Origin of the sequence: Aquabacter sp. L1I39 (assembly GCF_017742835.1) — a bacterium.
Classification (GTDB): domain Bacteria; phylum Pseudomonadota; class Alphaproteobacteria; order Rhizobiales; family Xanthobacteraceae; genus L1I39.
Window position 1 is genome coordinate 3,870,697 of the sequence record NZ_CP072392.1, and the last position, 23,910, is coordinate 3,894,606.

General features: G+C 66.5%; 21 protein-coding genes and 1 tRNA gene. 15 read left to right on the plus strand and 7 right to left on the minus strand.

From position 1 onward, the window contains the following. Positions 1 to 341 precede the first annotated feature (341 nt). A complete protein-coding gene (recJ, locus tag J5J86_RS17505) occupies positions 342 to 2,135 on the plus strand; it encodes a single-stranded-DNA-specific exonuclease RecJ (protein WP_209100288.1) in 1,794 nt (597 codons plus the stop codon). 6 nt (positions 2,136 to 2,141) lie between these two features. Here recJ and J5J86_RS17510 read toward each other — a convergent pair whose 3' ends face one another. After that, positions 2,142 to 3,449, minus strand: a complete 1,308-nt coding sequence (locus J5J86_RS17510) for a DNA polymerase IV (RefSeq protein WP_209100290.1) — start codon at positions 3,447 to 3,449, stop codon at positions 2,142 to 2,144. Beyond that, positions 3,446 to 3,781, minus strand: coding sequence for a DUF3572 domain-containing protein (locus J5J86_RS17515; protein ID WP_209100292.1), 336 nt, complete (start codon positions 3,779 to 3,781; stop codon positions 3,446 to 3,448). Before J5J86_RS17515 ends, J5J86_RS17510 begins: the two co-directional genes overlap by 4 nt. Positions 3,782 to 3,878: 97 nt before the next feature. Here J5J86_RS17515 and J5J86_RS17520 point away from each other — a divergent pair, with 97 nt between their 5' ends. The 8 genes from J5J86_RS17520 to J5J86_RS17555 all read left to right on the plus strand — a co-directional run bounded on the left by J5J86_RS17520 (position 3,879) and on the right by J5J86_RS17555 (position 11,276). After that, positions 3,879 to 4,247 (plus strand): response regulator, encoded by a 369-nt coding sequence (locus tag J5J86_RS17520; protein ID WP_209100294.1) that lies wholly within the window; start codon positions 3,879 to 3,881, stop codon positions 4,245 to 4,247. 313 nt (positions 4,248 to 4,560) lie between these two features. Then, positions 4,561 to 5,574, plus strand: coding sequence for a beta-N-acetylhexosaminidase (gene nagZ, locus J5J86_RS17525; RefSeq protein WP_209100296.1), 1,014 nt, complete (start codon positions 4,561 to 4,563; stop codon positions 5,572 to 5,574). A gap of 4 nt (positions 5,575 to 5,578) precedes the next feature. Continuing rightward, positions 5,579 to 6,391 carry a segregation and condensation protein A gene (locus J5J86_RS17530; protein ID WP_209100298.1) on the plus strand — a complete coding sequence of 271 codons (813 nt, stop codon included), beginning with the start codon at positions 5,579 to 5,581 and terminating at the stop codon, positions 6,389 to 6,391. Next, positions 6,388 to 7,116 carry an SMC-Scp complex subunit ScpB gene (gene scpB / locus J5J86_RS17535; RefSeq protein ID WP_209100309.1) on the plus strand — a complete coding sequence of 243 codons (729 nt, stop codon included), beginning with the start codon at positions 6,388 to 6,390 and terminating at the stop codon, positions 7,114 to 7,116. The genes J5J86_RS17530 and scpB overlap by 4 nt, the downstream gene beginning before the upstream one ends. Positions 7,117 to 7,176: 60 nt before the next feature. Next, positions 7,177 to 9,039: a DNA helicase RecQ gene (gene recQ, locus J5J86_RS17540; RefSeq protein ID WP_209100311.1), complete on the plus strand. Its 1,863-nt coding sequence runs from the start codon at positions 7,177 to 7,179 to the stop codon at positions 9,037 to 9,039. Between the two features lie 160 nt (positions 9,040 to 9,199). Beyond that, the gene (gene gatC / locus J5J86_RS17545) at positions 9,200 to 9,487 is read left to right on the plus strand and encodes an Asp-tRNA(Asn)/Glu-tRNA(Gln) amidotransferase subunit GatC (protein WP_209100313.1); all 288 of its coding nucleotides are present in this window, start codon (positions 9,200 to 9,202) and stop codon (positions 9,485 to 9,487) included. Beyond that, positions 9,484 to 10,968 (plus strand): Asp-tRNA(Asn)/Glu-tRNA(Gln) amidotransferase subunit GatA, encoded by a 1,485-nt coding sequence (gene gatA / locus J5J86_RS17550; protein ID WP_209100314.1) that lies wholly within the window; start codon positions 9,484 to 9,486, stop codon positions 10,966 to 10,968. Before gatC ends, gatA begins: the two co-directional genes overlap by 4 nt. Before the next feature lie 5 nt (positions 10,969 to 10,973). After that, the gene (locus J5J86_RS17555) at positions 10,974 to 11,276 is read left to right on the plus strand and encodes a chorismate mutase (protein ID WP_247657677.1); all 303 of its coding nucleotides are present in this window, start codon (positions 10,974 to 10,976) and stop codon (positions 11,274 to 11,276) included. A 12-nt stretch (positions 11,277 to 11,288) separates the two neighbouring features. On the opposite strand, the gene J5J86_RS17560 is transcribed toward J5J86_RS17555, so the two are convergent. After that, a complete protein-coding gene (locus tag J5J86_RS17560) occupies positions 11,289 to 12,314 on the minus strand; it encodes a glycosyltransferase family 2 protein (RefSeq protein ID WP_209100316.1) in 1,026 nt (341 codons plus the stop codon). A gap of 151 nt (positions 12,315 to 12,465) precedes the next feature. Here J5J86_RS17560 and gatB point away from each other — a divergent pair, with 151 nt between their 5' ends. Next, on the plus strand, positions 12,466 to 13,962 hold the full coding sequence (gene gatB, locus J5J86_RS17565; protein WP_209100318.1) for an Asp-tRNA(Asn)/Glu-tRNA(Gln) amidotransferase subunit GatB: 1,497 nt from the start codon (positions 12,466 to 12,468) through the stop codon (positions 13,960 to 13,962). 46 nt (positions 13,963 to 14,008) lie between these two features. Further along, positions 14,009 to 14,464, plus strand: a complete 456-nt coding sequence (locus tag J5J86_RS17570) for a hypothetical protein (RefSeq protein ID WP_209100320.1) — start codon at positions 14,009 to 14,011, stop codon at positions 14,462 to 14,464. A gap of 257 nt (positions 14,465 to 14,721) precedes the next feature. On the opposite strand, the gene J5J86_RS17575 is transcribed toward J5J86_RS17570, so the two are convergent. Then, the gene (locus J5J86_RS17575) at positions 14,722 to 15,327 is read right to left on the minus strand and encodes a hypothetical protein (RefSeq protein ID WP_209100321.1); all 606 of its coding nucleotides are present in this window, start codon (positions 15,325 to 15,327) and stop codon (positions 14,722 to 14,724) included. 76 nt (positions 15,328 to 15,403) lie between these two features. Continuing rightward, positions 15,404 to 16,123, minus strand: coding sequence for a lipoyl(octanoyl) transferase LipB (gene lipB / locus J5J86_RS17580; RefSeq protein ID WP_209100323.1), 720 nt, complete (start codon positions 16,121 to 16,123; stop codon positions 15,404 to 15,406). A 168-nt stretch (positions 16,124 to 16,291) separates the two neighbouring features. Here lipB and J5J86_RS17585 point away from each other — a divergent pair. Next, positions 16,292 to 16,376, plus strand: a tRNA-Leu gene (locus J5J86_RS17585). A 119-nt stretch (positions 16,377 to 16,495) separates the two neighbouring features. Here the strand turns inward: J5J86_RS17585 and J5J86_RS17590 are convergent. Together J5J86_RS17590 and J5J86_RS17595 are read right to left on the minus strand one after the other, a co-directional pair. Beyond that, complete coding sequence (locus tag J5J86_RS17590; protein WP_209100325.1) at positions 16,496 to 17,563, minus strand: polysaccharide deacetylase family protein; 1,068 nt, start codon at positions 17,561 to 17,563, stop codon at positions 16,496 to 16,498. An 86-nt stretch (positions 17,564 to 17,649) separates the two neighbouring features. Continuing rightward, on the minus strand, positions 17,650 to 18,459 hold the full coding sequence (locus J5J86_RS17595) for a polysaccharide deacetylase family protein (RefSeq protein WP_209100327.1): 810 nt from the start codon (positions 18,457 to 18,459) through the stop codon (positions 17,650 to 17,652). A gap of 266 nt (positions 18,460 to 18,725) precedes the next feature. Here J5J86_RS17595 and mgtE point away from each other — a divergent pair, with 266 nt between their 5' ends. From mgtE to J5J86_RS17610, 3 genes are all read left to right on the plus strand, one after another. Then, positions 18,726 to 20,132 carry a magnesium transporter gene (gene mgtE / locus J5J86_RS17600; RefSeq protein ID WP_209100329.1) on the plus strand — a complete coding sequence of 469 codons (1,407 nt, stop codon included), beginning with the start codon at positions 18,726 to 18,728 and terminating at the stop codon, positions 20,130 to 20,132. A gap of 173 nt (positions 20,133 to 20,305) precedes the next feature. Continuing rightward, a complete protein-coding gene (locus tag J5J86_RS17605) occupies positions 20,306 to 22,474 on the plus strand; it encodes a putative bifunctional diguanylate cyclase/phosphodiesterase (protein WP_209100331.1) in 2,169 nt (722 codons plus the stop codon). A 227-nt stretch (positions 22,475 to 22,701) separates the two neighbouring features. Further along, a complete protein-coding gene (locus tag J5J86_RS17610) occupies positions 22,702 to 23,874 on the plus strand; it encodes an isovaleryl-CoA dehydrogenase (RefSeq protein WP_209100333.1) in 1,173 nt (390 codons plus the stop codon). Positions 23,875 to 23,910: the final 36 nt, after the last annotated feature.

Consider the following 23,910-nt stretch of genomic DNA (forward strand, 5'->3'; position numbering starts at 1 on the left):
TCGGCGCCCCCATGAGCGTGGGAACGAGGTGCGGGCTCATCTCTGCCGCGCTCCTTTTTCATTCTTCCGAATCGCAGTGTGAAAAAGTCGACGGCCGTTCCTGGAGCGGCTTCACAGACCTTTCCGCCGGATCGCCGGAATGTGGCTAATCCGTTGCCGGCAAAAAAGACACTCCCCTCTTGATGGTTTGTTAGTGAAAAATTAACGCACTAGGGATCTCCGAGACGGCTAAATGACTGGCCACGGATCGGTCCGTGCGAGAGCCACCTGATGCGCCCTTAAGCCATGCGTCGCCAGTCATGGACGGCAGCCGCCACCTCTGGCTTCATGCGCACGTGAATATGCAGCTGACGAATCGCCCGTTCCTGAACGTGTCGACCTCGGTGACCGGTCGCACCTGGCGCGACCGGCTGGATGTGCGCGCCTCGCAGACTGCCTTGGCCATCGCCCAGCGCCACCGCGTGCCGGATTTGCTCGCACGCGTTCTCGCGGGGCGGGGCGTCGAGATCGAGGACGTGCCGGGTCATCTCGACCCCACCATTCGCGCCCTGCTGCCCGATCCCAGCACGCTGACCGACATGGACGCCGCCGTCGAGCGGCTCGCGGAGGCGGTGTGCACACAGGAGAGCGTGGCCGTCTTCGGCGATTACGACGTGGACGGTGCCACCGCCACGGCTCTCTTGGTGAGCACGTTGCGCGCCGGCGGCCTCGATCCCCTGTTTCACATTCCCGACCGCATCTTCGAGGGCTATGGGCCCAATGTGGGGGCCATCGAGGAACTGGCCTCGCGCGGCGTGACCCTTCTGGTGACCGTGGATTGCGGCACCACCTCCACAGAGCCGCTGGCCGCTGCCCGCAAGCTCGGCCTAGACGTGATCGTGCTCGACCATCACCAGGCCGGCGAGCGCCTGCCGAGCGCCACCGCCATCGTCAATCCCAACCGGGAGGATGACCTCTCGGGCCTTGGCCATTTGTGCGCGGCGGGTGTGGTGTTCCTGACCTGCGTCGGGCTCGTGCGCAGGCTGCGGGAGGAGGGGCACTGGACCACTGCCCGGCCCGCACCCGACCTGCTGTCCAGCCTCGATCTGGTTGCGCTCGGAACGGTCGCGGACGTGGTGCCCCTCATCGGCCTCAACCGCGCCTTCGTCACCAAGGGGCTGGTGGCCCTGCGGCGCCGCGAGCGGGCAGGGCTCACAGCTCTCATGGATGCCAGCCGCCTGGATGGCCCCCCGCGCCCCTGGCATCTGGGCTTTCTGCTAGGGCCGCGCATCAATGCGGGCGGTCGCATCGGAGATGCGACGCTGGGTACGCGCCTTCTGCTGACGCAGGACGGTATGGAGGCCCGCGCCATCGCCGCCGAGCTCGATCGCCTGAACACCGAGCGCCAGGAGGTGGAGCGCGCCATCCTCGCCGCCGCCGAGGCGGAGGCTTTCGCCGCTCATGGTCTCGATGATGCCGGTGCGGCCGTGGTGGTGAGCGGCGATGGCTGGCACCCCGGCGTCGTCGGCCTGGTGGCTTCCCGCCTCAAGGAGAAGTTTAATAAGCCGGCCTTCGCCATTGCTTTCAATGGAGAAACCGGAACCGGCTCGGCCCGCTCGATCCCTGGCGTTGACCTCGGCAAGGCGGTGCGCGCGGCGGTGGAGGCGGGGCTTCTAATGAAGGGCGGGGGGCATGCCATGGCGGCGGGCCTCACCGTGGAGCGGCATCGGCTGGGAGACTTGCGCGTCTTCATCGAGCAGGCGTTGGCCGCCTCCGTGCTCAAGGCGCGGGGCCAGGATGCCCTTTCCATTGATGGTGCCCTGACCGCCTCCGGTGCCACACCGAACCTGGTGGAGATGATCTCCCGCGCCGGCCCGTTCGGCGCCGGCTGCTCGGAGCCGGTCTTTGCCTTCCCCAACCACAAGGTGACTTACGCCGAGGCGTTCGGCGCGGGCCATGTGCGCGCCCGACTCACCGCCGCCGACGGCACCAGCGTGAAGGCGGTGGCCTTCCGGGTCGCCGAGGAGCCCATCGGTCGCGCGCTGCTGAGCGGGCGGGGACGCATCCTTCATGTGGCGGGAACGCTGGATGTGGAGCACTGGCAGGGCGAGGCGCGGGTGAGCCTGCGGGTGCGGGACGTCGCAGAACCCGCGTAAGGCGCCTTACCCGTCCCGCTGCCGCTTGCCGCGCTTGCCGGTGCCCAGAAGGATGCCGCGCTCGACAGCCGCGTCCCCGAACTTGGCTTTCAGCTTGTCCATGGCCGCTTCCGCCGCCTTGATGCGGGGCGTGCGGGTGTCGATGAGATCGGTGGGGTCCGCCTCGTCCGCCGGCCCGAGATCGGAGAGGCCAACGCCCACGAGGCGAAAGCGAGTGCCGTCCACTTCCTTCACCAGCAGGTCGTGCGCCGCCTCATAGAGCCGGGCGGCCAGGATCGTCGGGCTTTCCAGTGTCCGCGAGCGGGTGCGCAGACGGAAGTCGGCGGTCTTCAGCTTCACCGTGACAGTCCGTCCCGCGATTGCCTTGCGTTTCAGGCGGCCGCACACCTCTTCACACAGGGCATAAAGGGTCTGCTCCAGGGGGCGCAGGTCGGCGATGTCGGTGTCGAACGTGGTTTCGGCTGAGACGCTTTTTGCCTCCCGCGCGGGCTCAACAATGCGCGCATCAAGGCCCCGCGCCAGCCGCCACAGACGCAGGCCCTCGGCGCCATAGAGCCGCCCGAGCTTTGATTCCTCCGCCCGCTGGATGTCTGCGATGCGGGAAAAGCCGTCCTTGGCCAGCCGCGCGCCAAAGGCCGGCCCGACGCCCCAGATGAAGGTGACCGGCCGCCCGGCGAGAAATTCCGCTGCTTCCTCAAGGCCCAGCACCGAGAAGCCGCGGGGCTTGTCGAGATCGGAGGCGGTCTTGGCCAGGAATTTGTTGGCGGCGAGGCCCACCGACACGGTAATCCCGATCTCACGTTCCACCTGCCCGGCAAAGCGCGCGAGCGTGCGGGCGGGGGAGAGGCCGTGCAGCTTCTCGGTGCCGGAGAGGTCCAGGAAGGCCTCGTCGATGGAGAGCGGCTCCACCAGCGGCGTCAAATCCTGCATCATCGCCCGCACCTGCCGGCCCACGGCGGCATATTTGCGCATGTCGGGCTTCACGATCACCGCCTGCGGGCAAAGCGCCTTCGCCTTGAACATGGGCATGGCGGAGCGCACCCCATGGATGCGCGCGATATAGCAGGCCGTGGACACCACGCCGCGCACGCCCCCTCCGATGATGACGGGCACATTCCGCAGGGCGGGATTGTCCCGCTTTTCAATGGCCGCATAGAAGGCGTCGCAATCCACATGGGCGATGGAGAGGGTGTGGATCTTGGGATGCCGCACCAGCCTCGGACTGCCGCAGGCCCGGCAGCGTGGCCCGTCTCCCGCTTCCGCGAGGCAGTCGCGACAGAAGCCGGGGGCAGGGCGAGACCCGTCCAGATTCATCCCCGGCGGACCGGGGAATCGGGGTCGAAGGGCGGGTCGAGCACCGCATGGGCGCGAATCACATCCTCCGGCCGGAAGCCCGCATCGGCGCAGAAAGCCAGCAGCATGGGCTCGTCGGACAGGATGAAGCCCAGCACGCCAGCGCCGAATTCCGGCCGGGAAGCCGCGGCGCGCAGGTCCGCCGGCCCCATGCCGGTGGCGGCGAGGAAGCCGCCGATGCGCTCCACATCCTTGGCCAGGAAGGACAAAGCGGTCACGGCAAGCTCCTGCGCGGCGGCGCGGACCTCCTTGGGCGAGCGCGATTTGAAACCGGGGCGATCCTTGATGGGCATTTGCGCTTCCGCAACGATTGGTCTCTAGCTATTGCCCATGATGGACGATCCGCACGCACCTGCGAAGCGGATCGGCAGGTGGCGGGGACCAGCGGGCATGCCGAAGACCGTGATGATCGTGGAAGACAACGAGCTCAATATGAAGCTCTTCCACGATTTGCTGGAAGCGCACGGCTACCGCACGGTGCAGACCCGCAATGGCATTGAGGCCATGGGCCTCGCCCGCCAGCACATGCCCGACCTCATCCTCATGGATATTCAATTGCCCGAGGTTTCCGGGCTTGAAGTGACAAAGTGGTTGAAGGCCGACCCGGAGCTGAAATCCATTCCCGTGGTCGCGGTAACCGCCTTCGCCATGAAGGGAGACGAGGAGCGCATCCGCTCGGGCGGCTGCGAGGCCTATCTCTCCAAGCCCATTTCGGTGGCTAAGTTTCTGGAGACCGTGAAGCAGTATTCAGGCGGCTAAGACACGGACGATTCTCTCGCGTTGATTTCCTATGGCTTTCCGCTACCTTTTGAGGTGAAGGCACTGCCTCTCGGGCAACCGCCACAAGTGGTGTCCGATGCCATAGCCCTGCGGGGTGCTCAGGTCCGCCGCATCTCCTGGGTCCGTGGGGTTCGGCCGGCGTGCGGGCGATATCGGGTGGCCTCCCCGACCGTCCGCCGCCGGCCACCTTCCTTATCGCTTCTCATCATAGCTTCGCATCGTTCCCGCCCTTTGGCGGCGTCGCTGCCCGGTGGCGCTTGACGGCCCTGCCAGCCCCGGATACGCCCGATCCATGACGTCCAAAGCCTTCATTGTCGGCCTCTCCGGGCCCGCCCTCACCGCGTCCGAAAAGGCCTTTCTCGCGGCCCAATCGCCGTGGGGCCTCATCCTGTTCGCGCGCAATGTGGAGACGCCCGACCAGGTGCGCCGGCTGGTGGAGGAGGCGCGCGCCGCCATTGGCTGGCGCGTGCCGGTGCTCATCGACCAGGAAGGTGGCCGCGTCCAGCGCCTCAAGCCCCCGCATTGGCCGGAATATCCCGCCGGCGAGGCCTTCGGCGCCCTTTATCGCCGCGATCCGGCCGCGGGCCTTCAGGCGGTGCGGCTGAATTCCCGCCTCATCGCCTCCGACCTTTTCGCCCTTGGCATCGATGTGGACTGCCTGCCAGTTGCGGACCTGCGCCTGCCCGAGGGCCACGGCATCATCGGCAACCGCGCCTATGGGGAGGAGCCGGCCTCCGTCTCGGCGCTTGCGCGCGCCGCCGCCGAGGGGCTGCTTGAGGGGGGCGTGCTGCCGGTCGTGAAGCATATTCCCGGCCATGGCCGCGCGCCCGTGGACAGCCATGAGCGCCTGCCAGTGGTCCATGCCGCCCGCGCCGAGCTGGAGCGCACGGATTTTGCCGCGTTCCGGCCGCTCGCCGACCTGCCGCTCGGCATGACCGCCCATGTGGTCTATGCGGACCTCGATGCGGATCGCCCTGCCACCACCTCGCCGGTGGTGATGGAAGAGGTGGTGCGTGGCTTCATAGGCTTTTCCGGCCTCGTCATGAGCGACGACCTGTCCATGGGCGCGCTCTCAGGAACGGTTGCGACGCGGGCTGAGGCCGCGCTCGCCGCCGGTTGCGACATGCTGCTCCACTGCAATGGCCGCCTCGACGAGATGGAACCCATCGCCGCCGTCACGCCGGTCCTGTCCGGTCTCGCTCTGGAGCGGGCGGAGCGGGCATTGGCCGCGCGGGTCGCGCCTGCACCCTTCGATGCGGATGCCGCCCGCGCCGCGCGCGACCGGCTCCTGCGCCTGACCGATTGAGGCCATGACCACCGCGCCCGTCTCCCCCGATTTTGCCGAGGACGCGCTGCCCTCGGAGGCGGCGGACGGGGCCTTCGTCGTGGATATTGACGGGTTCGAGGGGCCGCTCGACCTGCTGCTCGCCTTGGCGCGCACCCAGAAGGTGGACCTCACCCGCCTGTCCATCCTGGCTTTGGCCAACCAGTATCTCGCCTTCATCGAGGCGGCACGGAAGGTGCGCCTGGAACTGGCCGCCGACTATCTGGTGATGGCGGCGTGGCTCGCCTACCTGAAATCCCGCCTGCTCCTGCCGCCCCCGCCCCGCGAGGACGGGCCGAGCGCGGAAGAGCTGGCGGACGCCTTCGCCCGGCGCTTGCGGCATCTGGAGCGCATCCGGCAGGCCGCCGAGAAGCTGATGGCGCGCAAGCGTCTCGGCATCGACGTCTTCCCCCGCGCCCAGGTAGAGGCGCCGGAGGTGGAGGGCAAGGTCACCTATACGGCAACGCTCTATGACCTTCTCTCCGCCTACGCCGCCCAGCGCCAGAAGAAGGCGCTGTCCTATGTGACGCTGAAGACCCGCGCGGTGTGGTCGCTGGCGGACGCCCGCGCGCGGCTGGAGCGGCTTGTGGGCATGACGGGGGATTGGATCCGGCTCGACCAGTTCCTGATCGAATATCTCACCGAGCCGGACCAGCGGGCCACCGCCATCGCCTCCAGCTTCACCGCAAGCCTCGAACTGGTGAAGGAGGGCCTCCTGGACATCCGCCAGGACGCCCATTTCGCCCCGCTCTGGCTGCGGCCGCGGGCAGATGGCACCAGCGGGGAGGGCGGTGCATGAGCGCGCCCAAAACCCCCGCCAGCCGGTCCGCGCCCCGCATCGACCTGTTCGACGAACGTCCGCTGGACGCGCGCGAGGAGGCGCTCGTCCGGGACATTCGCGTCATCGAAGCCTTGCTCTTCACCGCTACCGCCCCGGTGACGGCCCGCGAGATGGCGCCTCACTTGACGCGCGAGGCGGACATCGGCGCGCTCATGGACGTTTTGACCGCCGATTATGCCCGCCGGGGGGTCAATATCCTCAAGGTGGCCGGCGGCTGGATGTTGCGCACCGCGCCGGACCTTGCCCATCTGCGCGCCGGTGCCGGGCCTGAGCCGCGCAAGCTCTCGCGCGCCGCCACCGAGGTGCTGGCCATCATCGCCTACCACCAGCCGGTGACCCGGGCCGAGATCGAGGAGATCCGCGGGGTCACCACCTCCAAGGGCACGCTGGACGTGCTGCTGGAAAGCGGCTGGATCCGCTTGCGGGGACGACGCAAGGCACCGGGGCGGCCGGTGACCTATGGCACCACGTCCGCCTTCCTCATCCATTTCGGCCTGGACGCGGTGCAGGATTTGCCCGGCCTCGACGAGCTGAAGGGGGCGGGCTTGCTCGATGGCCGTATCCCGCCCGGTTTCGCCATTCCCCTGCCCAGCGACGACGATGCCTTGCGCGACGACGAGGAGCCGCTGGAGGAGACCCCGCTGGACTTCACGCTCACCTCCGGCGCGAAGGATGAGGACTGAGGCGCCTTTCCTGTGGGAGGGCGCGCCGGATTTGCGGCGGGACGCGCTATATAGGGTCCCATGATGTCCCCGTCTTCCGCCGAGTCGTTCTCCCCCTCCACGCCCGCTCCGTCGCGCGAGCCCAGGAACATCCTGCGCCACGTCTTCGGCTATGAGGCGTTCCGGGGACGGCAGGCGGAGATCGTCGACCATGTGGTGAATGGCGGCGACGCCCTGGTACTGATGCCCACGGGCGGCGGCAAATCGCTGTGCTACCAGGTGCCGGCCTTGGCACGGGCGGGCACGGGCATCGTTATCTCGCCCCTCATCGCCTTGATGCACGACCAGGTGCAGGCGCTGCGCCAGCTGGGCGTGAAGGCGGCCATGCTCAATTCCTCCCTCACCCCAGCCGAGGCGCGCCAGGTGGAGCGGGACCTGGCCATGGGCGAGCTTGACCTGCTTTATGTAGCACCCGAGCGGCTGCTGACCGACGGCTTCCTCACCTTGCTGCAAGGCGCGCGCATCGCGCTCTTCGCCATCGATGAGGCGCATTGCGTCTCCCAATGGGGGCACGATTTCCGGCCCGAATATCGCCAGCTGACCATCCTGCACGAGCGCTTCCCCTCGGTGCCGCGCATCGCGTTGACCGCCACGGCGGATGGCCCGACCCGGCGGGAGATCGTGGAGCGGCTGGGGCTTGAGGACGGGGAGGTGTTCCTCTCCTCCTTCGACCGGCCCAATATCCGCTATCGCATCCAGCCAAAGAACAATCCCAAGGCCCAGCTCCGGGCGCTGCTCGACGCCCATGAGGGCGAGGCGGGCATTGTCTATTGCATGAGCCGGGCGAAGGTCGAGGCCACCGCCGAGGCGCTGGCCGACGAGGGGCGGGTGGCGCTGCCCTATCATGCGGGCCTTGATCCGCAGGTGCGCGCCCGCAACCAGGACCGCTTCCTGAAGGAAGAAGGGGTGGTGATGGTGGCCACCATCGCCTTCGGCATGGGCATCGACAAGCCGGACGTGCGCTTCGTTGTCCATCTCGACCTGCCCAAGAGCATCGAGGCCTATTACCAGGAGACCGGCCGCGCCGGCCGCGATGGCCTGCCCTCCGAGGCGCTGCTCCTCTATGGCATGGAGGACGTGGCCAAGCTCATCCAGTTCGTGGATGCCTCCGACGCCTCCGAGGCGCGCAAAAGGGTGGAGCGTCAGAAGCTCGATGCGCTGCTGGGCCTGTGCGAGACGGCAAGCTGCCGCCGCCAGGTCCTGCTCGCCTATTTCGAGGAAGAGCTGCACGAGCCCTGCGGCAATTGCGACACCTGCCTGGAGCCCGTGCGCACCTATGACGGCACCGAGGCGGTGCAGAAGCTCTTATCCTGCATCTATCGCACCAAGGAGATGTTCGGCGCCGGCCATGTGATCGATGTGCTCACCGGCACCGCCACCGACAAGGTGCACAAGTTCGGCCATGAGACCTTGAGCACGTTCGGCATCGGCAAGGATGTGACCCGCGACGATTGGCGGGCCATCCTGCGGCAGGTGGTGGCGCTGGGGCTCGTGGCGGTGGATGTGGAGGGCCATGGCGGGCTTTCGCTGACCGCCGCCTGCCGGCCGGTGCTGCGCGGCGAGCGGCGCATCGAATTGAAAGTGGAAAAGCGCACCCGCCCGGCCCGCACCCAAGGCGGCGCTCGCGTGCCGCGCGCCGGCCCCACCGATCCGCGCGACGAGGCGCTCTACCAGAAGCTGAAGGCCCTGCGGCTGGAACTGGCGCGGGCGCAAGGCGTGCCGCCTTATGTGATTTTCCACGACACCACGCTCTTGGACATCGCCCATGCCCGGCCCCGGTCACTGGCGGCCTTCGGCGACATTTCGGGCGTCGGCGAGGCCAAGCTCGAGCGCTATGGCGCCCAGTTCCTGGCCCTGGTGCGGGAGGCGGGCGAGGGGCGCTGACGGGGGAAGGGCGGTGAGCGCCATTGCCTCCCCAATTCCCCCCTTGCTATAGGCCACGATGAGGATTTTTCCGGAGGCCCGCCCCGTGCGGGCCATCCACGGGTCAGCAGAGGGCCACGCCGCCGATGCATCAGGGTCGGGGCGGTCCAGGGAGCAAGACATGTCCGTCGATCAGGCGACCGTACGGAGGGTGGCGCATCTGGCGCGCATCGCCGTGCGCGAAGAGGAACTTTCCGCGCTTCAGGGGGAGCTGAACGCCATCCTTCAGTTCGTGGAGCAGCTCTCCGCCCTCGACGTGTCGGGCGTCGAGCCCATGACCGGCGTGGTGCCGCAGAACCTGCCCATGCGCGAGGACGTGGTCACCGACGGCCATTATCCCGAAAAGATCCTCGCCAATGCCCCCGAGGCCGAGGGCGGCTTCTTCACGGTTCCGAAGGTGGTGGAATGACCGCGCTCAACCAGCTCACCCTGACCCAGGCGCGCGAGGGCCTCGCCCAGGGCGAATTCACCGCGGTCGAACTGACCGATGCCTATCTCTCCGCCATGGAGCAGGGGCGCGACCTCAACGCCTATGTGCTGGAAACCGCCGACAAGGCCCGCGACATGGCCAAGGCCAGCGACGAACGGATCGCCTCGGGCGATGCCGGCCCGCTGGAGGGCTTGCCCATCGGCGTCAAGGACATGTTTTGCACCGAGGGGGTGGAGACCACCGCCTGCTCGAACATCCTGAAGGGCTTCGTGCCGCAGTACGAGTCCACCGTGACGAGCCAGCTCTGGAAGGCCGGCGCGGTGATGCTGGGCAAGCTCAACAATGACGAGTTCGCCATGGGCTCGTCCAACGAGACCTCGGCCTTCGGCCCCACCGTCTCGCCTTGGCGGCGGGACGGGTCTAGCGCGCCGCTGGTGCCCGGCGGCTCGTCGGGCGGCTCGGCGGCGGCGGTGGCCGGCTTCCTGTGCGCCGGTGCCACCGGCACCGATACGGGCGGCTCCATCCGCCAGCCGGCGGCCTTCACCGGTACTGTGGGCATCAAGCCCACTTATGGCCGCTGCTCGCGCTGGGGCATCGTGGCCTATGCCTCCTCGCTCGATCAGGCCGGCCCCTTCGCCCGCACGGTGAACGACGCCGCCATCCTTTTGAAGTCCATGGCGGGCTATGACCCCAAGGATTCCACCTCGGTGAATCTGCGGGTGCCGGATTATGAGGATGCGGTGGGCCAGTCCGTGCGCGGCAAGCGCATCGGCATTCCCCGCGAATATCGCGTGGACGGCATGTCGCAGGAGATCGTCGAGCTCTGGGACCAGGGCACGGCCATGCTGCGGGACGCGGGCGCCGAGATCGTCGACATCTCCCTGCCGCACACCAAATACGCCCTGCCGGCCTATTATATCGTGGCGCTAGCGGAGGCCTCCTCCAACCTCGCCCGCTATGACGGCGTGCGCTATGGCCTGCGCGAGCCCGGCCGCGACGTGGTGGAGATGTATGAGCGCACCCGTGCCGCCGGCTTCGGCGCCGAGGTGCGGCGGCGCATCATGATCGGCACCTATGTGCTCTCCGCCGGCTATTACGATGCTTATTATGTGAAGGCGCAGAAGGTCCGCACCCTCATCAAGCGCGACTTCGACGACGTGTTTGCGCAGGGCGTGGATGCCGTCCTCACCCCCGCCACCCCTTCGCCCGCCTTCGGCATCGCCGAAAAGGTGAGTGCCGATCCGGTGGAGATGTATCTCAACGACGTCTTCACCGTGACGGTGAATCTGGCCGGCCTGCCGGGCCTGTCCCTGCCGGCGGGCTTCTCCGCCGATGGCCTCCCGCTGGGCCTCCAGCTTATCGGTCGCCCGTTCGAGGAAGAGACGCTGTTCTCGCTCGGCCAGGTGATCGAGGAATCCGCCGGCCGCTTCCCGGTTGAAGACATCTGGTGGGCAGATTGAGCCCCGTGCCCGAAGGCCTTCGCGCCGCACGGGTGGAGATCGACGCCATCGACGATGCGATGGTCGATCTCCTGGTGCGGCGGCTGAAGGTGGTGGAGAAGGTGGTGGCCATCAAGGCGGAGGCGGGCATCCCCGCCTTGCTGCCGGACCGGGTGGAAGAGGTGGTGGAGCGTGTCTGCGCCCGCGCCCGCGCCTTGGGCCTGCCGGAGGACCTGCCGGAGACCCTGTGGCGGGAAATCATCGCCTGGACCATCCGCTACGAGAATGCCCATCTCCCCGAGACGGGAGCCCCCGGCGCCTCCAATTGAGGCGCCGTTTTTTTATCCGGGCATGCGCTTCATGAAAGAGCGCTTGAGCTTGCGCAGGCGCGCGGCGAGCGCCTCGCGGAAGGGCGCGTTGCGCTTTTCGAGCGTCCGCCGCGCCACTTCCAATTCCCGCGCGCCCGCCCGTCCCGTCTCCACCAGCGTGTCCAGCGCCGACATGATGCGGCGATAGGGGAAGGCCTGCGCCAGGTGCGGATAGCGCAGAGCGCCGCGCCGCTCGGTGAAGGGCTGGCGCCGCAGCGGGCCGACCGACTCGGGGATATAGGCGGCCAGCAGCGCCGCCGGATCGCTCACCGCCAAGGCCGGCTCGGCCGCCAGCAGGCGGGCGCCATCCATGTGGCGTATGGCGGTGGTGGCCTGATAGTCCGGCCGCGCCCGCCAGCGCACATAGGAGGCGAGGCACTTGGCCACCAATTGGTCGGTGGAGCGCACCGGGAAATGGGCGAGGTCCGCCTTGGGCAGCAGCACCGGCGCCACATCCTTGTGCCAGTGGCTGACCCCGTGATTGCCGTCCGAGATCAGCGTCTCTGGGTGGGCGGCCAGCGCCCGGGGGACCACCACCTTGTTCACCTGCCGGGGGATGTCGAGCACATAGGTGAGCCGCGCCAGCGGGTCGGTCTCGGTGAGGTCGTCCTGCGGCTGCGGAATATAGTGCGTCATGGAAAAGGCGCCCACCGCCCCAGCGGGGAGGGCGGACAACTCCGCTTCCAGAGCGGCGCGGTCGGGCAGGGCGATGAACTCGTCCGCATCCAGCGGCAGGATGAAGTCGAACACCTCGTCCGCCATGGCCCGGTGCATGAGGGCGGTGGTGCGCACGCCCTGGTGATAGGCGCCATGGACGCCGTCGGAGACCACCACCAGCGGAACGCCCTCCGCCGCAAGGAGACGCAGGATGTCCGGCGTCGCATCCGTGCTGCCGTCATCCACCACATAGAGGCGGTCCACGAAATGCAGGTTGTGGCGGACGAAGCGCTCGATAATGTCCGCCTCGTCCCGCGCCAAGGTTACAGTGGCAAGCCGCATATCCCGTTCCGTCGCTGACCGCCTCCGGCCGGCCGAAAGCGTCGCAGCCTATAGCACAGGTGGGCGAGGCGGTTGCCAGAGAGCCAAGCCTTCGAGTAGGGACAGAGTTTGATAAACGCGGCTCCGCCGCGCGCCAGTTGCAGGGACAGACATGACCGTTCATACGCGACCCGCCGACGCCAAGAAGCTCATCCGTGGAGCCACCGGCGACTGGGAGGTGGTGATCGGCATGGAGGTGCACGCCCAGGTCTCCTCCAACGCGAAGCTGTTTTCCGGCGCCTCCACCGCCTTTGGCGGCCCGCCGAACGACCATGTGTCTCTGGTGGATGCGGCCATGCCGGGCATGCTGCCGGTCATCAATGGGGAATGCGTCGCCCAGGCGGTGCGCACGGGCCTTGGGCTCAAGGCGCAGATCAATCTGCGCTCGGTGTTCGACCGGAAGAACTATTTCTACCCGGACCTGCCCCAGGGCTACCAGATCAGCCAGTATAAGAGCCCCATCGTGGGAGAGGGCGAGGTGATCGTCGATCTCGCCGACGGCGAGAGCATCGTGGTGGGCATCGAGCGCCTGCACCTGGAGCAGGACGCGGGCAAGTCTATCCATGACCTCTCCCCGTCCCTGAGCTTCGTCGATCTCAACCGCTCCGGCGTGGCGCTGATGGAGATCGTGTCCCGCCCCGATCTGCGCTCGGCTGACGAAGCCCGCGCCTATGTGACCAAGCTGCGCTCCATCCTGCGCTATCTCGGCACCTGCGACGGCGACATGGAAAAGGGCAATCTGCGCGCCGACGTGAACGTTTCCGTGCGTCGCCCCGGCGAGCCCTTCGGCACCCGCTGCGAGATCAAGAACGTCAATTCCATCCGCTTCATCGGCCAGGCGGTGGAGACCGAGGCGCGGCGCCAGATCGAGATCATCGAGGATGGCGGCGTGATCGAGCAGGAAACGCGCCTGTTCGACCCCGTGCGGGGCGAAACGCGCTCCATGCGCTCCAAGGAAGAGGCGCACGATTACCGCTATTTCCCCGATCCGGACCTGCTGCCCCTGGTGCTGGAGCCGGGCTTTGTCACCGCGCTTGAGGCGGATCTGCCGGAACTGCCGGACGCCAAGAAGGCCCGCTTCATCGCCGATTACGGCCTCACGCCCTATGACGCTTCCATCCTGGTGGCCGAGAAGGAGACCGCCGACTATTTCGAAGCGGCGGTGCTGGCGGGCGGCATTGCCCGCAATGCAAAGCTGGTGGCCAACTGGGTCATGGGTGACGTGGCCGCCGCGGCCAATGCGGCGGGCCTGTCCATTGCGCGCGGGAGCGTCTCCGCCGAGCAGGTGGCCGGCATCGTGGATCTCATCTCGGACGGAACCATTTCCGGCAAGATTGCCAAGGACGTGCTGGTCATCATCCTGGAAGAGAAGTCCACCGCCCATCCGCGCGAGCTGGTGGAGGCGCGCGGCTTGAAGCAGGTGACCGACCTCTCGGCCATCGAGAAGGTGGTGGACGAAATCATCGCCGGCAATCCCGACAAGGTGGCCCAGGTTCAGGCCAAGCCCACCATGCTCGGCTGGTTCGTGGGCCAGGTGATGAAGGCTTCGGGCGGCAAGGCCAATCCGCAGGCGGTCAATGACCTGTTGAAAGGCAAACTGGGCATCTGATCCGGTCCATTCAGCCGGGAGCGGCCGGGGCCGCGGGGAGGGGATGATGGCAAAGGGTGTCCTGGCGGGCCTTCTGGCTGCGGTGAACCTCATGGCGGTCGCGCCAGCGGTCGCGGCGGAGGCGCCCAATCTCATGGGGCGCTGGGTGGCGATGGAGACGTCGGGCTCCTCGGTCGTCGTCACGCCCATGGACCAGATGAGCAAGCCGGTCGAGCCCTCCGCCCTCGCCAGCCGGCCGAGTGGCGAATCGTGGGACCTGCGCATCGACGCCCAGGACGGCCGCGCCATGGCCGGTGCGCTGATCTCCAAGGGCGGCAAGGAGCAGACTTTGCTTGGCACCTTGCGCCTGGATGGCAAGCGTCTGGTCATCGCAACGGATTTCAGTGCCGGCTCGGGCGAGTTGAATGGCGACACCATGGAATTGTGCTGGGTCGACCTGATCCCCAACTACATCGCCACCTCCTGCACGGTGTACAAGCGGGCGCCGGCCGGGGCGAAATAAGTGGGCGATTTCTCTCCCTCAAGCGGCCGCGCGATGGTGTCATGGGAGGGTAGCGGGCGCCGCACCGCCGGGAAGCAGCCCTACCACAGGACCGGGTCCGGCCTTGGTCGGATCGCCGCGCCGTGCCCCTCCGCAGATGACCTTAAGGAATGACCCAGAGCATTTCCGAGCAAAATGGGCACCGGTTCGCGGGAGAGGCGTGCATTAAGGCAAAGATAGAGAGGACACCGCGCTTTTTTACGCAAGGCTGAAGCGGTCTAGAATCGAGGAACTCCCATCCACTCGGTTATGCCGTTATGGAACCACATATAGACGGGCTGTGCCGTTTCATTCACCTTCCGCTCGATGGTTTCCGTGATCTTGCAATCGGCATTCATGCTGTAGGCATCCATCACCACTTCGGACACCTGAAGGAGAAGGACCGGCGTTGTGGTCCCGCCGGTGGGAGCGGTCGCCAAAAGCATGCCGGTGGCCTTCACGATGCTCACGGCAAGCACCGCCACCGAGATGCCGCACGTCAGCTTATCGTCAACATTCCCCATCCGCGCGATGGCGATCCCCTTCTTCAGCAGGAAGACGGTGAGATCCCGCCCTGTGAGCGACGGGTTCTTCTTCAGAAGCTCGTAAGCAATTGTGTAATGATCTGCTATGCCTTGGGCCAAGTGGTCCTGCAGACCGACTTTGACCAATCCCCCGCGCAGGGCGTGGGCGGTGCCCGACTTAACCAGGTTATGGAAGAAATCGCGACGATCCGAATTTTTTACGATGTCCTTCGCGCTTTCCTTCAGGAACAGCTTGCCGAAATCCTGGGCCGAGTAATCGTGGCCCTTTGGCGCTTCAGATTTCGCAGTCACTGCCGCCACCCTGCAAACCGATCCGGTGCAGTGGGGCGCACTTGAACAGCGCAATCAAGTTCAAACTGCTTTGTTTAGTGACAACTTATTTGAGGGCCAGCGTCTCCGCCCGCACCGTGGGGCCGAAAATCTCCTCGAACGCCACTTTCAGCACCGCGTCCACCTCGGCCATACCAACCAGATGGCCGAGGGCGACAAGGCTCGTCACCCCGTGCTCACGCACCCCACAGGGGACGATGCCCGAGAAGTGATCGAGGTCGGGGTCCACGTTCAGCGAGATGCCGTGGAAGGTCACCCATTGGCGCACGCGGATGCCGATGGCGGCGATCTTGTCCTCGCCCCCCGCACGGGGCACCCAGACGCCCACACGGTCCTCCCGGCGCTCGCCAGTGACGTTGAAGGCGGAGAGCGTGCCGATGACCCAGTCCTCCAGACCCGCCACATAGCGGCGCAGGTCCGGCACGCGCCGCTTCAGGTCCACCATCACATAGGCCACACGCTGGCCGGGCCCATGATAGGTGAACTGACCGCCGCGTCCGCTCTCGAAGACGGGGAATCGCGCGTCCAGCAGATCCTCGCGCCGCGCGCTGGTGCCGGCGGTGTAGAGCGGGGGATGTTCCACCAGCCAGACCGCTTCCGCCGCCCGGCCGGCGGCAATATCAGCGACGCGGGCCTCCATGAGTCGCACGGCCTCGGGGTAGGGGACGAGGGAATCGGCCACGATCCATTCCACCGGCAGGGCGCTGGCTTCGCGGGGCATCAGGCGGGCATTGAGGGACGAACGGCTGGAAACGGGTGCGATCATTGGGCTGCCAAGGTTTTGACGGGGCGGCACGCCGCACTCGTCCACAGGCTTCATATAGATGTTGCGATCGTCGCTGTTGAGGCCTTGTAGCGCCGGAGTCGATCTGTTAGACGATGGCCCCCGGCGGACGGGACCTGCACAGGAAACACCGCCGAGCCTGATCTGAATGCGGTCGTGGCGGAATTGGTAGACGCGCTAGCTTGAGGTGCTAGTGGGGAGACCCGTGGAGGTTCGAGTCCTCTCGTCCGCACCAGATTGGCTGGGTTTTCCCGCCCGGTGCAGGGAAACGAAAAAGGCGGCCGCGAGGCCGCCTTTTTCGTTTCTGCGTCTGGCCGGAAGTGCCGGCTGCCCGTGTGGGGCGCGGGCGTCCTCTCATTCCTCCGCCGCGCCGCTCCCCGTGGCATGCGCCTGGCCATTCGGCTTGGGCGTCATGTCCGGCAGCAAGCGCGGCCAGAGCTGATTGAAGAAGGTCTCCACCGGATTTTTCGGTGCTGGCTCTGCTTCCGCCACAGGAGCCACCGCGGGCTGCGCCAGGGGCGAGGGAACAGGCCTCGGCACGCTTGCTGGTTTGGCAGGCGTCACGGCCACGGCCGTGGTCGTCGCGGGGGCACCGGCGGGAACGGCCGCCGGCTGCACGTTGACGGTGGCGGGCGCAGCCGGCTTGCCGGGGGCGAGGGCGACCGGCGTGGTGGTCGCGGGCTCCACATGCACCACCTTGAAGCCACGCGCCTTCAACTCCTTCAGGAAGGCGGGCAACATAACGGCGGTGGAGGGCTGGATGTCGTGCAGCAGCAAGATGCCCGATCCGCGCGCCTCCAGTCGGTCCAAAGCGCGCTTCATCACCTCGTCGGGCTTCAAGTGCATCCAGTCATCGGCGACCAGATCGACGCTGAAGACCGAGATGCCGTTCTGCTGGAGATAGGATTCGTAGAACTTGGTCCGTCCCAACCCGGGAAAGCGGAAGAACGGCCCCGCATGGGCGTTAATGGGCGCCAGCGCTGCATCTGTGGAGGCAAAGCCCTTCTGGATCTCCTGGAGGCCCGCCTCCTGGGTGAGCTTGGGGAAGATGAGGGGGTGGGTCTGGCTGTGGGTGCCGATGGAGTGGCCGTCCTGCACCACCCGCTGAAGCACAGCCGGATGGGCCCGTGCCATGGTGCCGACGATGAAGAAGGTGGCCTTCACGCACTCCGCCTTCAGCGTGTCCAGCACCCGCGTGGTGTAAGGCGGCAGGGGGCCGTCGTCGAAGGTGAGAATCACCTCGCCCTTCTGGAGGGGGATGGTCTGCTTGTATTGCAGGGTGCCCAGCAGCGGCATGGCCTTGGGATCGACGGTCACCACGCGGGAGGTTCCGAGCGCATCCGGATTGGGGCAGCCTTCCGCCGCCAGCGCGCCGCCTGCCATCGCCACCAGGGCGACGCCGGCCATAAGAAGGGAACGCATGCCCGTCACTCCCGTTAACCCCGTGGGGCCATCCCACGAATCCCTTGAGCCGCAGGCGCCCGGCGGCGGCTCAGCAAGAGAAGCTCTCAGTGACCGGCGGATGTCTGTCCGACTGGAACCACATGGACGATGTGGTAACCAAGCTTGCGTAAAGCCCTCAAGAACGACGGAATCATGGCTGCCGTGTAGGTCTTGGTGTCGTGAAAGAGCACGATGCCGCCGTGGGAGGCCTCGACGCGCTTCAGCACCAGGTCCAGCTCCTGGTCCGGCGTCATGATGTTCCAGTCACTAGCCCACAGGTCGGCGCCGAAGACGGAGATGCCTCGCTTTTCCAGATAAGCGAGCAATTGCGGGGTCGAGGCGAAGCCTGGAAAGCGAAAGAAAGGCACGCGCGGCGTCCCGCCGGCCGTGCCATAGGCCGCCTTGTCGTCGGCGGCGAAGCCCTTCTCGATCTCCGCAACCGCTGCCTCGTACGGAATATGGGCCAGCGTCGCGGCCGGGTGGGTCATCGTGTGGTGGGCGAGCGTATGCCCCTCGGCGACGATCCGCCGCGCCAGAGCGGGGCGGGCCTGGGCGTTTTCTCCGATCACGAAGAAGGTGGCGCGGACACATTCCGCCTTTAGCGCGTCGAGAATGGCGGCCGTGGTGCCCGGCCAGGGGCCGTCGTCGAAGGTGAGCACCACTTCCTTGGGCGCGAGCGGCAAGGATTGCGGGAAAGACTTGGTGCCCACCCGCACGCCGGCGGGCACTTCCAGCACGCGGGCCGTGCCCAGTGCCTCCGGGCCGCATGCGGTGGCGAGGGCGGGTGTCGCCCCCACCATGAGGCAAAAGCCGATCAGAGCCCCAAGACGGGCTGTGAATGGGGGGCGTGGCAAGGGAAGGAGCGCATGGGACATGGCTCTTTCTAGAGCGTGGACGCGAAGCGGAAAAGGGAACGGCCGCGCCGACGTATCGGCGCATCGCAACGTCAAGCCACGCGCTGGGGAACCTTGGACGGGGCCGGGCCGTTGCCTCTGTGAAAGCCGATTTTGAAGCCTTCTTGCCACGGCGCCGCACATCAGAAGGGATGCCTGCTCATGGCGCTTCCCTCCCACGCCGCGCCGCACTAGTAAGGCTCTTCAATTGCGAAGCGTTCTGAGTTCCAGCGCGGAAAGGGGAGGGGATGCGCGAGCACGATCCCGCCATCGACGACAAGGTCGCCCCCGCCGTCCGCGATGAGGAGGGTGTTCTCCTTCCCGACTTCGTCGACCGCATCTCCGCCGCCATCGCCGAAATGGACCGCGGCGCGCTGAAGCAGGATCTCGCGGGTCTTCACGAGGCGGATCTCGGCGATCTCATTGAGGCCCTCGACGCGGAGCAGCGCCCCCAGCTGATCGAGCTTCTGGGACGCGACTTCGACTTCACGGCGCTCACCGAACTCGACGAGACCATGCGCGTCCAGATCCTCCAGGCGCTCAAGCCCTGGACGGTGGCGGAAGGCATACGCGACCTCGATTCGGACGATGCGGTCTATATCCTCGAGGATCTCGAGGAAGATGACAAAGCCGACATCCTCAAATATATCCCCGCCCCCGAGCGGGTCGCCCTGCAGCGCTCCCTCGACTATCCCGAGGAAAGCGCCGGCCGGCGCATGCAGACCGAGTTCATCGCGGTGCCGCCCTTCTGGACGGTGGGGCGCACCATCGACTATCTGCGCGACACCACCGATTTGCCGGACACCTTCTATGAAGTGTTCGTGGTGGATCCCGGCTATCGCCTCATCGGCGCGGTGGCGCTCGACCGCCTGCTGCGAACCCGCCGCCCCACCTTGCTGACGGCGGTGAAGAACGAGCAGCGCCATGTGGTCAAGGCGAGCGACGACCAGGAGGACGTCGCCCGCATGTTCGAGCATTACAACCTGGTCTCGGCACCCGTGGTCGATGATGCGGGCCGCCTCGTGGGTGTCATGACCATCGATGACGTGGTGGACGTGATCCAGGAAGAGGCGGACGAGGATCTGCGCGCCATGGCCGGCGTCGGCAGCGACGAGGAACTCTCCGACACCGTGCCCTATACCGCCCGCAGCCGGCTGCCCTGGCTGGTGATCAATCTGGGCACAGCGTTTCTGTCCGCGTTCATCATCGGCCTGTTCTCGGCCACCATCGAGCAGATGGTGGCACTGGCCATCCTGATGCCTATCGTCGCCTCCATGGGCGGCAATGCCGCCAATCAGACCATGACGGTGGCGGTGCGTGCCCTGGCCACCAAGGATCTGGGGAGCCACAATGCGCGGCGGGTGGTTACCCGCGAAGTGCTGGTGGGTCTCCTGAACGGGGCGATCCTGGCCGTCTTTCTGGGCCTGATCGCAGCGGCCTGGTTCGAGAACCTGCAGCTCGGCGGCGTAATTGCGGCCGCGCTGGTGGTGAACATGCTAGCGGCTGGCCTGTTTGGAATCCTCGTGCCGCTCACCATCCAGCGCCTGAAGCTCGATCCGGCGGTTGCGTCGGGGGTGTTCGTTACAACCGTAACGGACAGCGTTGGCTTCTTTTCCTTTCTGGGATTTGCTTCGATTTGGTTCGCAAAGGGTTAATATTCAAAGATCTGCGCAAGTTGCCCTTGCGCATTCGATCCGAGGCCTCCTAATAAGGTCCCGCCGTCAGATAAGAATTCCAGGCACAAGCCTGCCGCGGCGCTACGGAGGCTGAGATTCCCAGGCGTTCGGGCGCCGTAGCCCAAACCTTTACTTTCGCCACTGCGTCCGCGGTGTCCCTCGTGCTGGTCTGCCTGCTGGCGCTTGTGGTCGTGGTGATGGTGGATCGCGACCGGCGGGCGCTTCGCGTCGAGCAGCGCGAAGTCCGCGCGGCGCTTCACCACCACGCGGAGGTGATGAATCGTACGCTCGCGCTCATGACGGAAGAGGCCGGTCCGATCGCCGGCGACCCGCGCGAAGGGCTGCACCAGCTTGAGCAGCGGTTGGCGGCGCCACTGTTTCATCGATTCTCATATGAACGCACCTATCTGGTCGATGGCGCAGGCAATGTCCTTTTCGCTGCGTCCGATGGCGACCGGGTCTCTGATTCCGAGAGTTTCGCGACCTTGCGCGCCACGTTCCAGCGTTTGACCGCCGGGCCGGCGACGCTCACGGAGGGCGGGAGAGAAGGTATTCTCGTCGATGGAAACGTGGTCGGTCTCGCCACCATGCGGCGGATCGCGCCCCCCCGTGAGTCGGGCCGGCATGTGGTCTATCTGGTGGCTGTCGACGTGCTGGACCGTGACCTCCTCGACCAGATCGAGAGCCGGGTGGGCGTGCAGGATCTGCGGCTCAGCGCGGCTCCGGCGGTTCAGGCGCAGGAGAACGGGATTGCGCTCGCCTCGCTCCAGGGACCAAACGCCGTCGATCTTCTGCTGGCCTGGAAGCCGGTTCGATCCGACTGGATGTCCCTCCAGCACGTCACGCCCGTGGTTGCCCTGCTTTCCTCACTGCTTCTGGCGATCTGCGTCAGCCTGCTCGTCCGGGCGCGCCGCTACAGCCGGGCGCTGGCCGCCAGCGAGGTCCGCGCCCGCGCCCTGGCTTCGCGGGACTATCTGACGGGGCTCTACAATCGCGGCCATTTCATCGGCGAACTCACCCGCCAGGTGGATGCGCTGAAGGAGGGAGACAGCCTCGCGCTCTTCTTCATCGATCTCGACGGTTTCAAGGACATCAACGACACGCTCGGCCACGGCGTCGGCGACGACCTCCTTCGCCATGTGGCCGAGCGCATCAGCGAGTGCATGGGTTCGTCCGGGCTCGCCGCGCGCTTCGGCGGAGACGAGTTTGTGCTGTTTCTGTCGCCCGATGGCATCCGCAAGGCGCACGATCTCGCCCCGCGCCTCCTGGAGGCGGTGCAGGTGCCGTTCGACGCCGAAGGGCACGGCCTCAGCGTCGGTGCCTCTATCGGCGTGGCCTTCGCGCCCGCCCACGCCACCCAAGCCCGCGAGTTGATGCGGCTTGCCGACATCGCGCTCTATCGTGCGAAGGAGGAGGGCCGGGGCATTTTCCAAGTGTTCGAGCCACAGCTGGAAGTGGAGGTTCGTAACCGGCGCACGGTGGAGCAGGAACTGGAGAGCGCCATCGCGCAAGATCAGCTCCTTCTCATGTTCCAGCCGCTGGTGGATGTGGAGAGCGAACGGATCGTCGGCTTCGAGGCGCTGGTGCGTTGGCAGCACCCTGTGCGCGGGCTGCTTCTGCCGGAAGCGTTCGTTCCCGTGGCGGAACGCACCCGGCTGATGCCCTCCCTCGACCGCTGGGTGCTGCGAGAAGCCTGCCGCCTTGGCCGGGATCTGATGGGCGTCTCCATCGCCGTCAACATGTCGGCGGTCAGCCTGCGGCAGACGGACTTCGCCGAGCACATCCTGGAGATCCTGCGGGAGGAGGCCTTTGATCCGGGGCGGCTTGAGATCGAGATCACCGAAAGCGCGCTGTTCCAGACCACCGGGCAGACCGGGGCGCAGCTGTTGCGCCTGCGGGAGGCGGGCGTGCGGATCGCCCTCGACGATTTCGGCACCGGGCATGCCTCCCTCATCCACGTCCGCCATGTGCCGGTGACCAAGATCAAGATCGACCGGTCCTTCATCGCCAATCTGGGCGTGGATCGGGATGCGGCGTCCATTGTCGAATATGTGGTTCGCCTCGGGCGTGCGCTCGGCATCGTGCTGACCGCTGAAGGCGTTGAGACACGAGAGCAGTTGCGCTTCCTGCGGGCTTTTGGTGCCCAGCAGGCGCAGGGCTACCTCTTCGCGCCGCCGCTGGCCATCGGTGTTGCCCGTGCCATGCTCGCGACCCAGCAGATGCAGCCCTCACAGATGGGAACCCAGCGCAGGCTCGCGGACCCGCCACCGCCGGACGATCCCTCCGCGGAAGGTACGATCCCTCGCGATGACGGGGTCTGAGAGCACGCGCGCCGCTCTCGAACTGCAAAGAGAGAGATTATCGCACCTGTCGGATCCCCATGGGGGGCGGTATGCTGGATCCGGCGCCGGGCGCGCCGTGAAACGCGGCAGCTGCATATTCAGGTTGAATAAACGGCCATCCGTTTTATTTTTGTCGGGCCCCGGGCATTTGAACCCGCCGCAGGCGTCGCCGCGCAAAATGGTCGAGGGGCTGGAGGAGATCGCTCATGTTGTCCAACTCCCATCGTGGCTTCGATTTCGATCTCGGCGAAACCGCCGACATGCTGCGCGACACGGTGCGCGCCTTTGCCGATGACAAGATCGCCCCACGTGCCGATCAGATCGATAAGACCAATCAGTTTCCCCGCGACCTGTGGCCCCAACTGGGGGATCTCGGTCTGCTCGGCATCACGGTCGAGGAGGAATATGGCGGATCGGGGCTCGGCTATCTCGAGCACGTCATCGCCATGGAGGAAATCAGCCGCGCCTCCGCCTCGGTGGGCCTGTCCTACGGCGCGCATTCCAATCTGTGCGTCAACCAGATCCGCCGCAACGGTTCTGCGGACCAGAAGGCGCGGTATCTGCCCAAGCTGATTTCCGGCGAGCATGTGGGAGCGCTCGCCATGTCGGAGCCGGGGGCCGGCTCGGACGTGGTGTCCATGCGCACCCGCGCCGAGAAGAAGGGCGACCGCTACGTCCTGAACGGGTCCAAGATGTGGATCACCAACGGGCCCATCGCCGAGACCTTGGTTGTCTATGCCAAGACCGATCCCAATGCCGGCCCCCGCGGCATGACCGCCTTCCTGGTGGAGAAGGGCTTCAAGGGCTTCTCTACTGCCCAAAAGCTGGACAAGCTCGGCATGCGCGGTTCCGACACCGGCGAACTGGTGTTCGAAGATTGCGAAGTGCCGGAAGAAAATGTGCTCGGCGAGGTGGGCCGGGGCGTGAATGTGCTTATGTCCGGCCTGGATTATGAGCGCGCGGTCCTTGCGGCCGGTCCGGTCGGCATCATGCAGGCCTGCATGGACGTGGTGCTGCCCTATGTCCACGAGCGCAAGCAGTTCGGCCAGCCCATCGGCACGTTCCAGCTGATGCAGGGCAAGATTGCCGACATGTATGTCACCATGAATGCGGTCCGTGCCTATGTCTATGCGGTGGCGCGCGCGTGCGACCGTGGTGCGACCACCCGTGAGGATGCCGCCGGCGCAATCCTCTATGCCGCCGAGAAGGCCACCTGGATGGCCCTTGAGGCCATCCAGACCCTGGGCGGCAACGGCTATATCAACGACTATCCCACGGGCCGCCTGCTGCGGGACGCCAAGCTCTACGAGATCGGCGCGGGGACCAGCGAGATTCGCCGCATGCTCATCGGGCGTGAACTGTTCGAGAAGACTGCCTGACCTTAATACCTCTGCGTCGCGGTCGGACCAATAAAA

Excerpts from the sequence above, each read along its gene's own strand:
- gatC (WP_209100313.1), top strand. The coding sequence starts at position 9,200 with ATGTCCGTCGATCAGGCGACCGTACGGAGGGTGGCGCATCTGGCGCGC.
- recJ (WP_209100288.1), top strand. The coding sequence starts at position 342 with ATGCAGCTGACGAATCGCCCGTTCCTGAACGTGTCGACCTCGGTGACC.
- lipB (WP_209100323.1), bottom strand. The coding sequence starts at position 16,123 with ATGATCGCACCCGTTTCCAGCCGTTCGTCCCTCAATGCCCGCCTGATG.
- J5J86_RS17610 (WP_209100333.1), top strand. The coding sequence starts at position 22,702 with ATGTTGTCCAACTCCCATCGTGGCTTCGATTTCGATCTCGGCGAAACC.
- J5J86_RS17510 (WP_209100290.1), bottom strand. The coding sequence starts at position 3,449 with ATGAATCTGGACGGGTCTCGCCCTGCCCCCGGCTTCTGTCGCGACTGC.
- J5J86_RS17560 (WP_209100316.1), bottom strand. The coding sequence starts at position 12,314 with ATGCGGCTTGCCACTGTAACCTTGGCGCGGGACGAGGCGGACATTATC.
- recQ (WP_209100311.1), top strand. The coding sequence starts at position 7,177 with ATGATGTCCCCGTCTTCCGCCGAGTCGTTCTCCCCCTCCACGCCCGCT.
- J5J86_RS17590 (WP_209100325.1), bottom strand. The coding sequence starts at position 17,563 with ATGCGTTCCCTTCTTATGGCCGGCGTCGCCCTGGTGGCGATGGCAGGC.
- J5J86_RS17520 (WP_209100294.1), top strand. The coding sequence starts at position 3,879 with ATGCCGAAGACCGTGATGATCGTGGAAGACAACGAGCTCAATATGAAG.
- scpB (WP_209100309.1), top strand. The coding sequence starts at position 6,388 with ATGAGCGCGCCCAAAACCCCCGCCAGCCGGTCCGCGCCCCGCATCGAC.
- nagZ (WP_209100296.1), top strand. The coding sequence starts at position 4,561 with ATGACGTCCAAAGCCTTCATTGTCGGCCTCTCCGGGCCCGCCCTCACC.
- gatA (WP_209100314.1), top strand. The coding sequence starts at position 9,484 with ATGACCGCGCTCAACCAGCTCACCCTGACCCAGGCGCGCGAGGGCCTC.
- J5J86_RS17530 (WP_209100298.1), top strand. The coding sequence starts at position 5,579 with ATGACCACCGCGCCCGTCTCCCCCGATTTTGCCGAGGACGCGCTGCCC.
- gatB (WP_209100318.1), top strand. The coding sequence starts at position 12,466 with ATGACCGTTCATACGCGACCCGCCGACGCCAAGAAGCTCATCCGTGGA.
- J5J86_RS17570 (WP_209100320.1), top strand. The coding sequence starts at position 14,009 with ATGGCAAAGGGTGTCCTGGCGGGCCTTCTGGCTGCGGTGAACCTCATG.
- J5J86_RS17595 (WP_209100327.1), bottom strand. The coding sequence starts at position 18,459 with ATGTCCCATGCGCTCCTTCCCTTGCCACGCCCCCCATTCACAGCCCGT.
- J5J86_RS17515 (WP_209100292.1), bottom strand. The coding sequence starts at position 3,781 with ATGCCCATCAAGGATCGCCCCGGTTTCAAATCGCGCTCGCCCAAGGAG.
- mgtE (WP_209100329.1), top strand. The coding sequence starts at position 18,726 with ATGCGCGAGCACGATCCCGCCATCGACGACAAGGTCGCCCCCGCCGTC.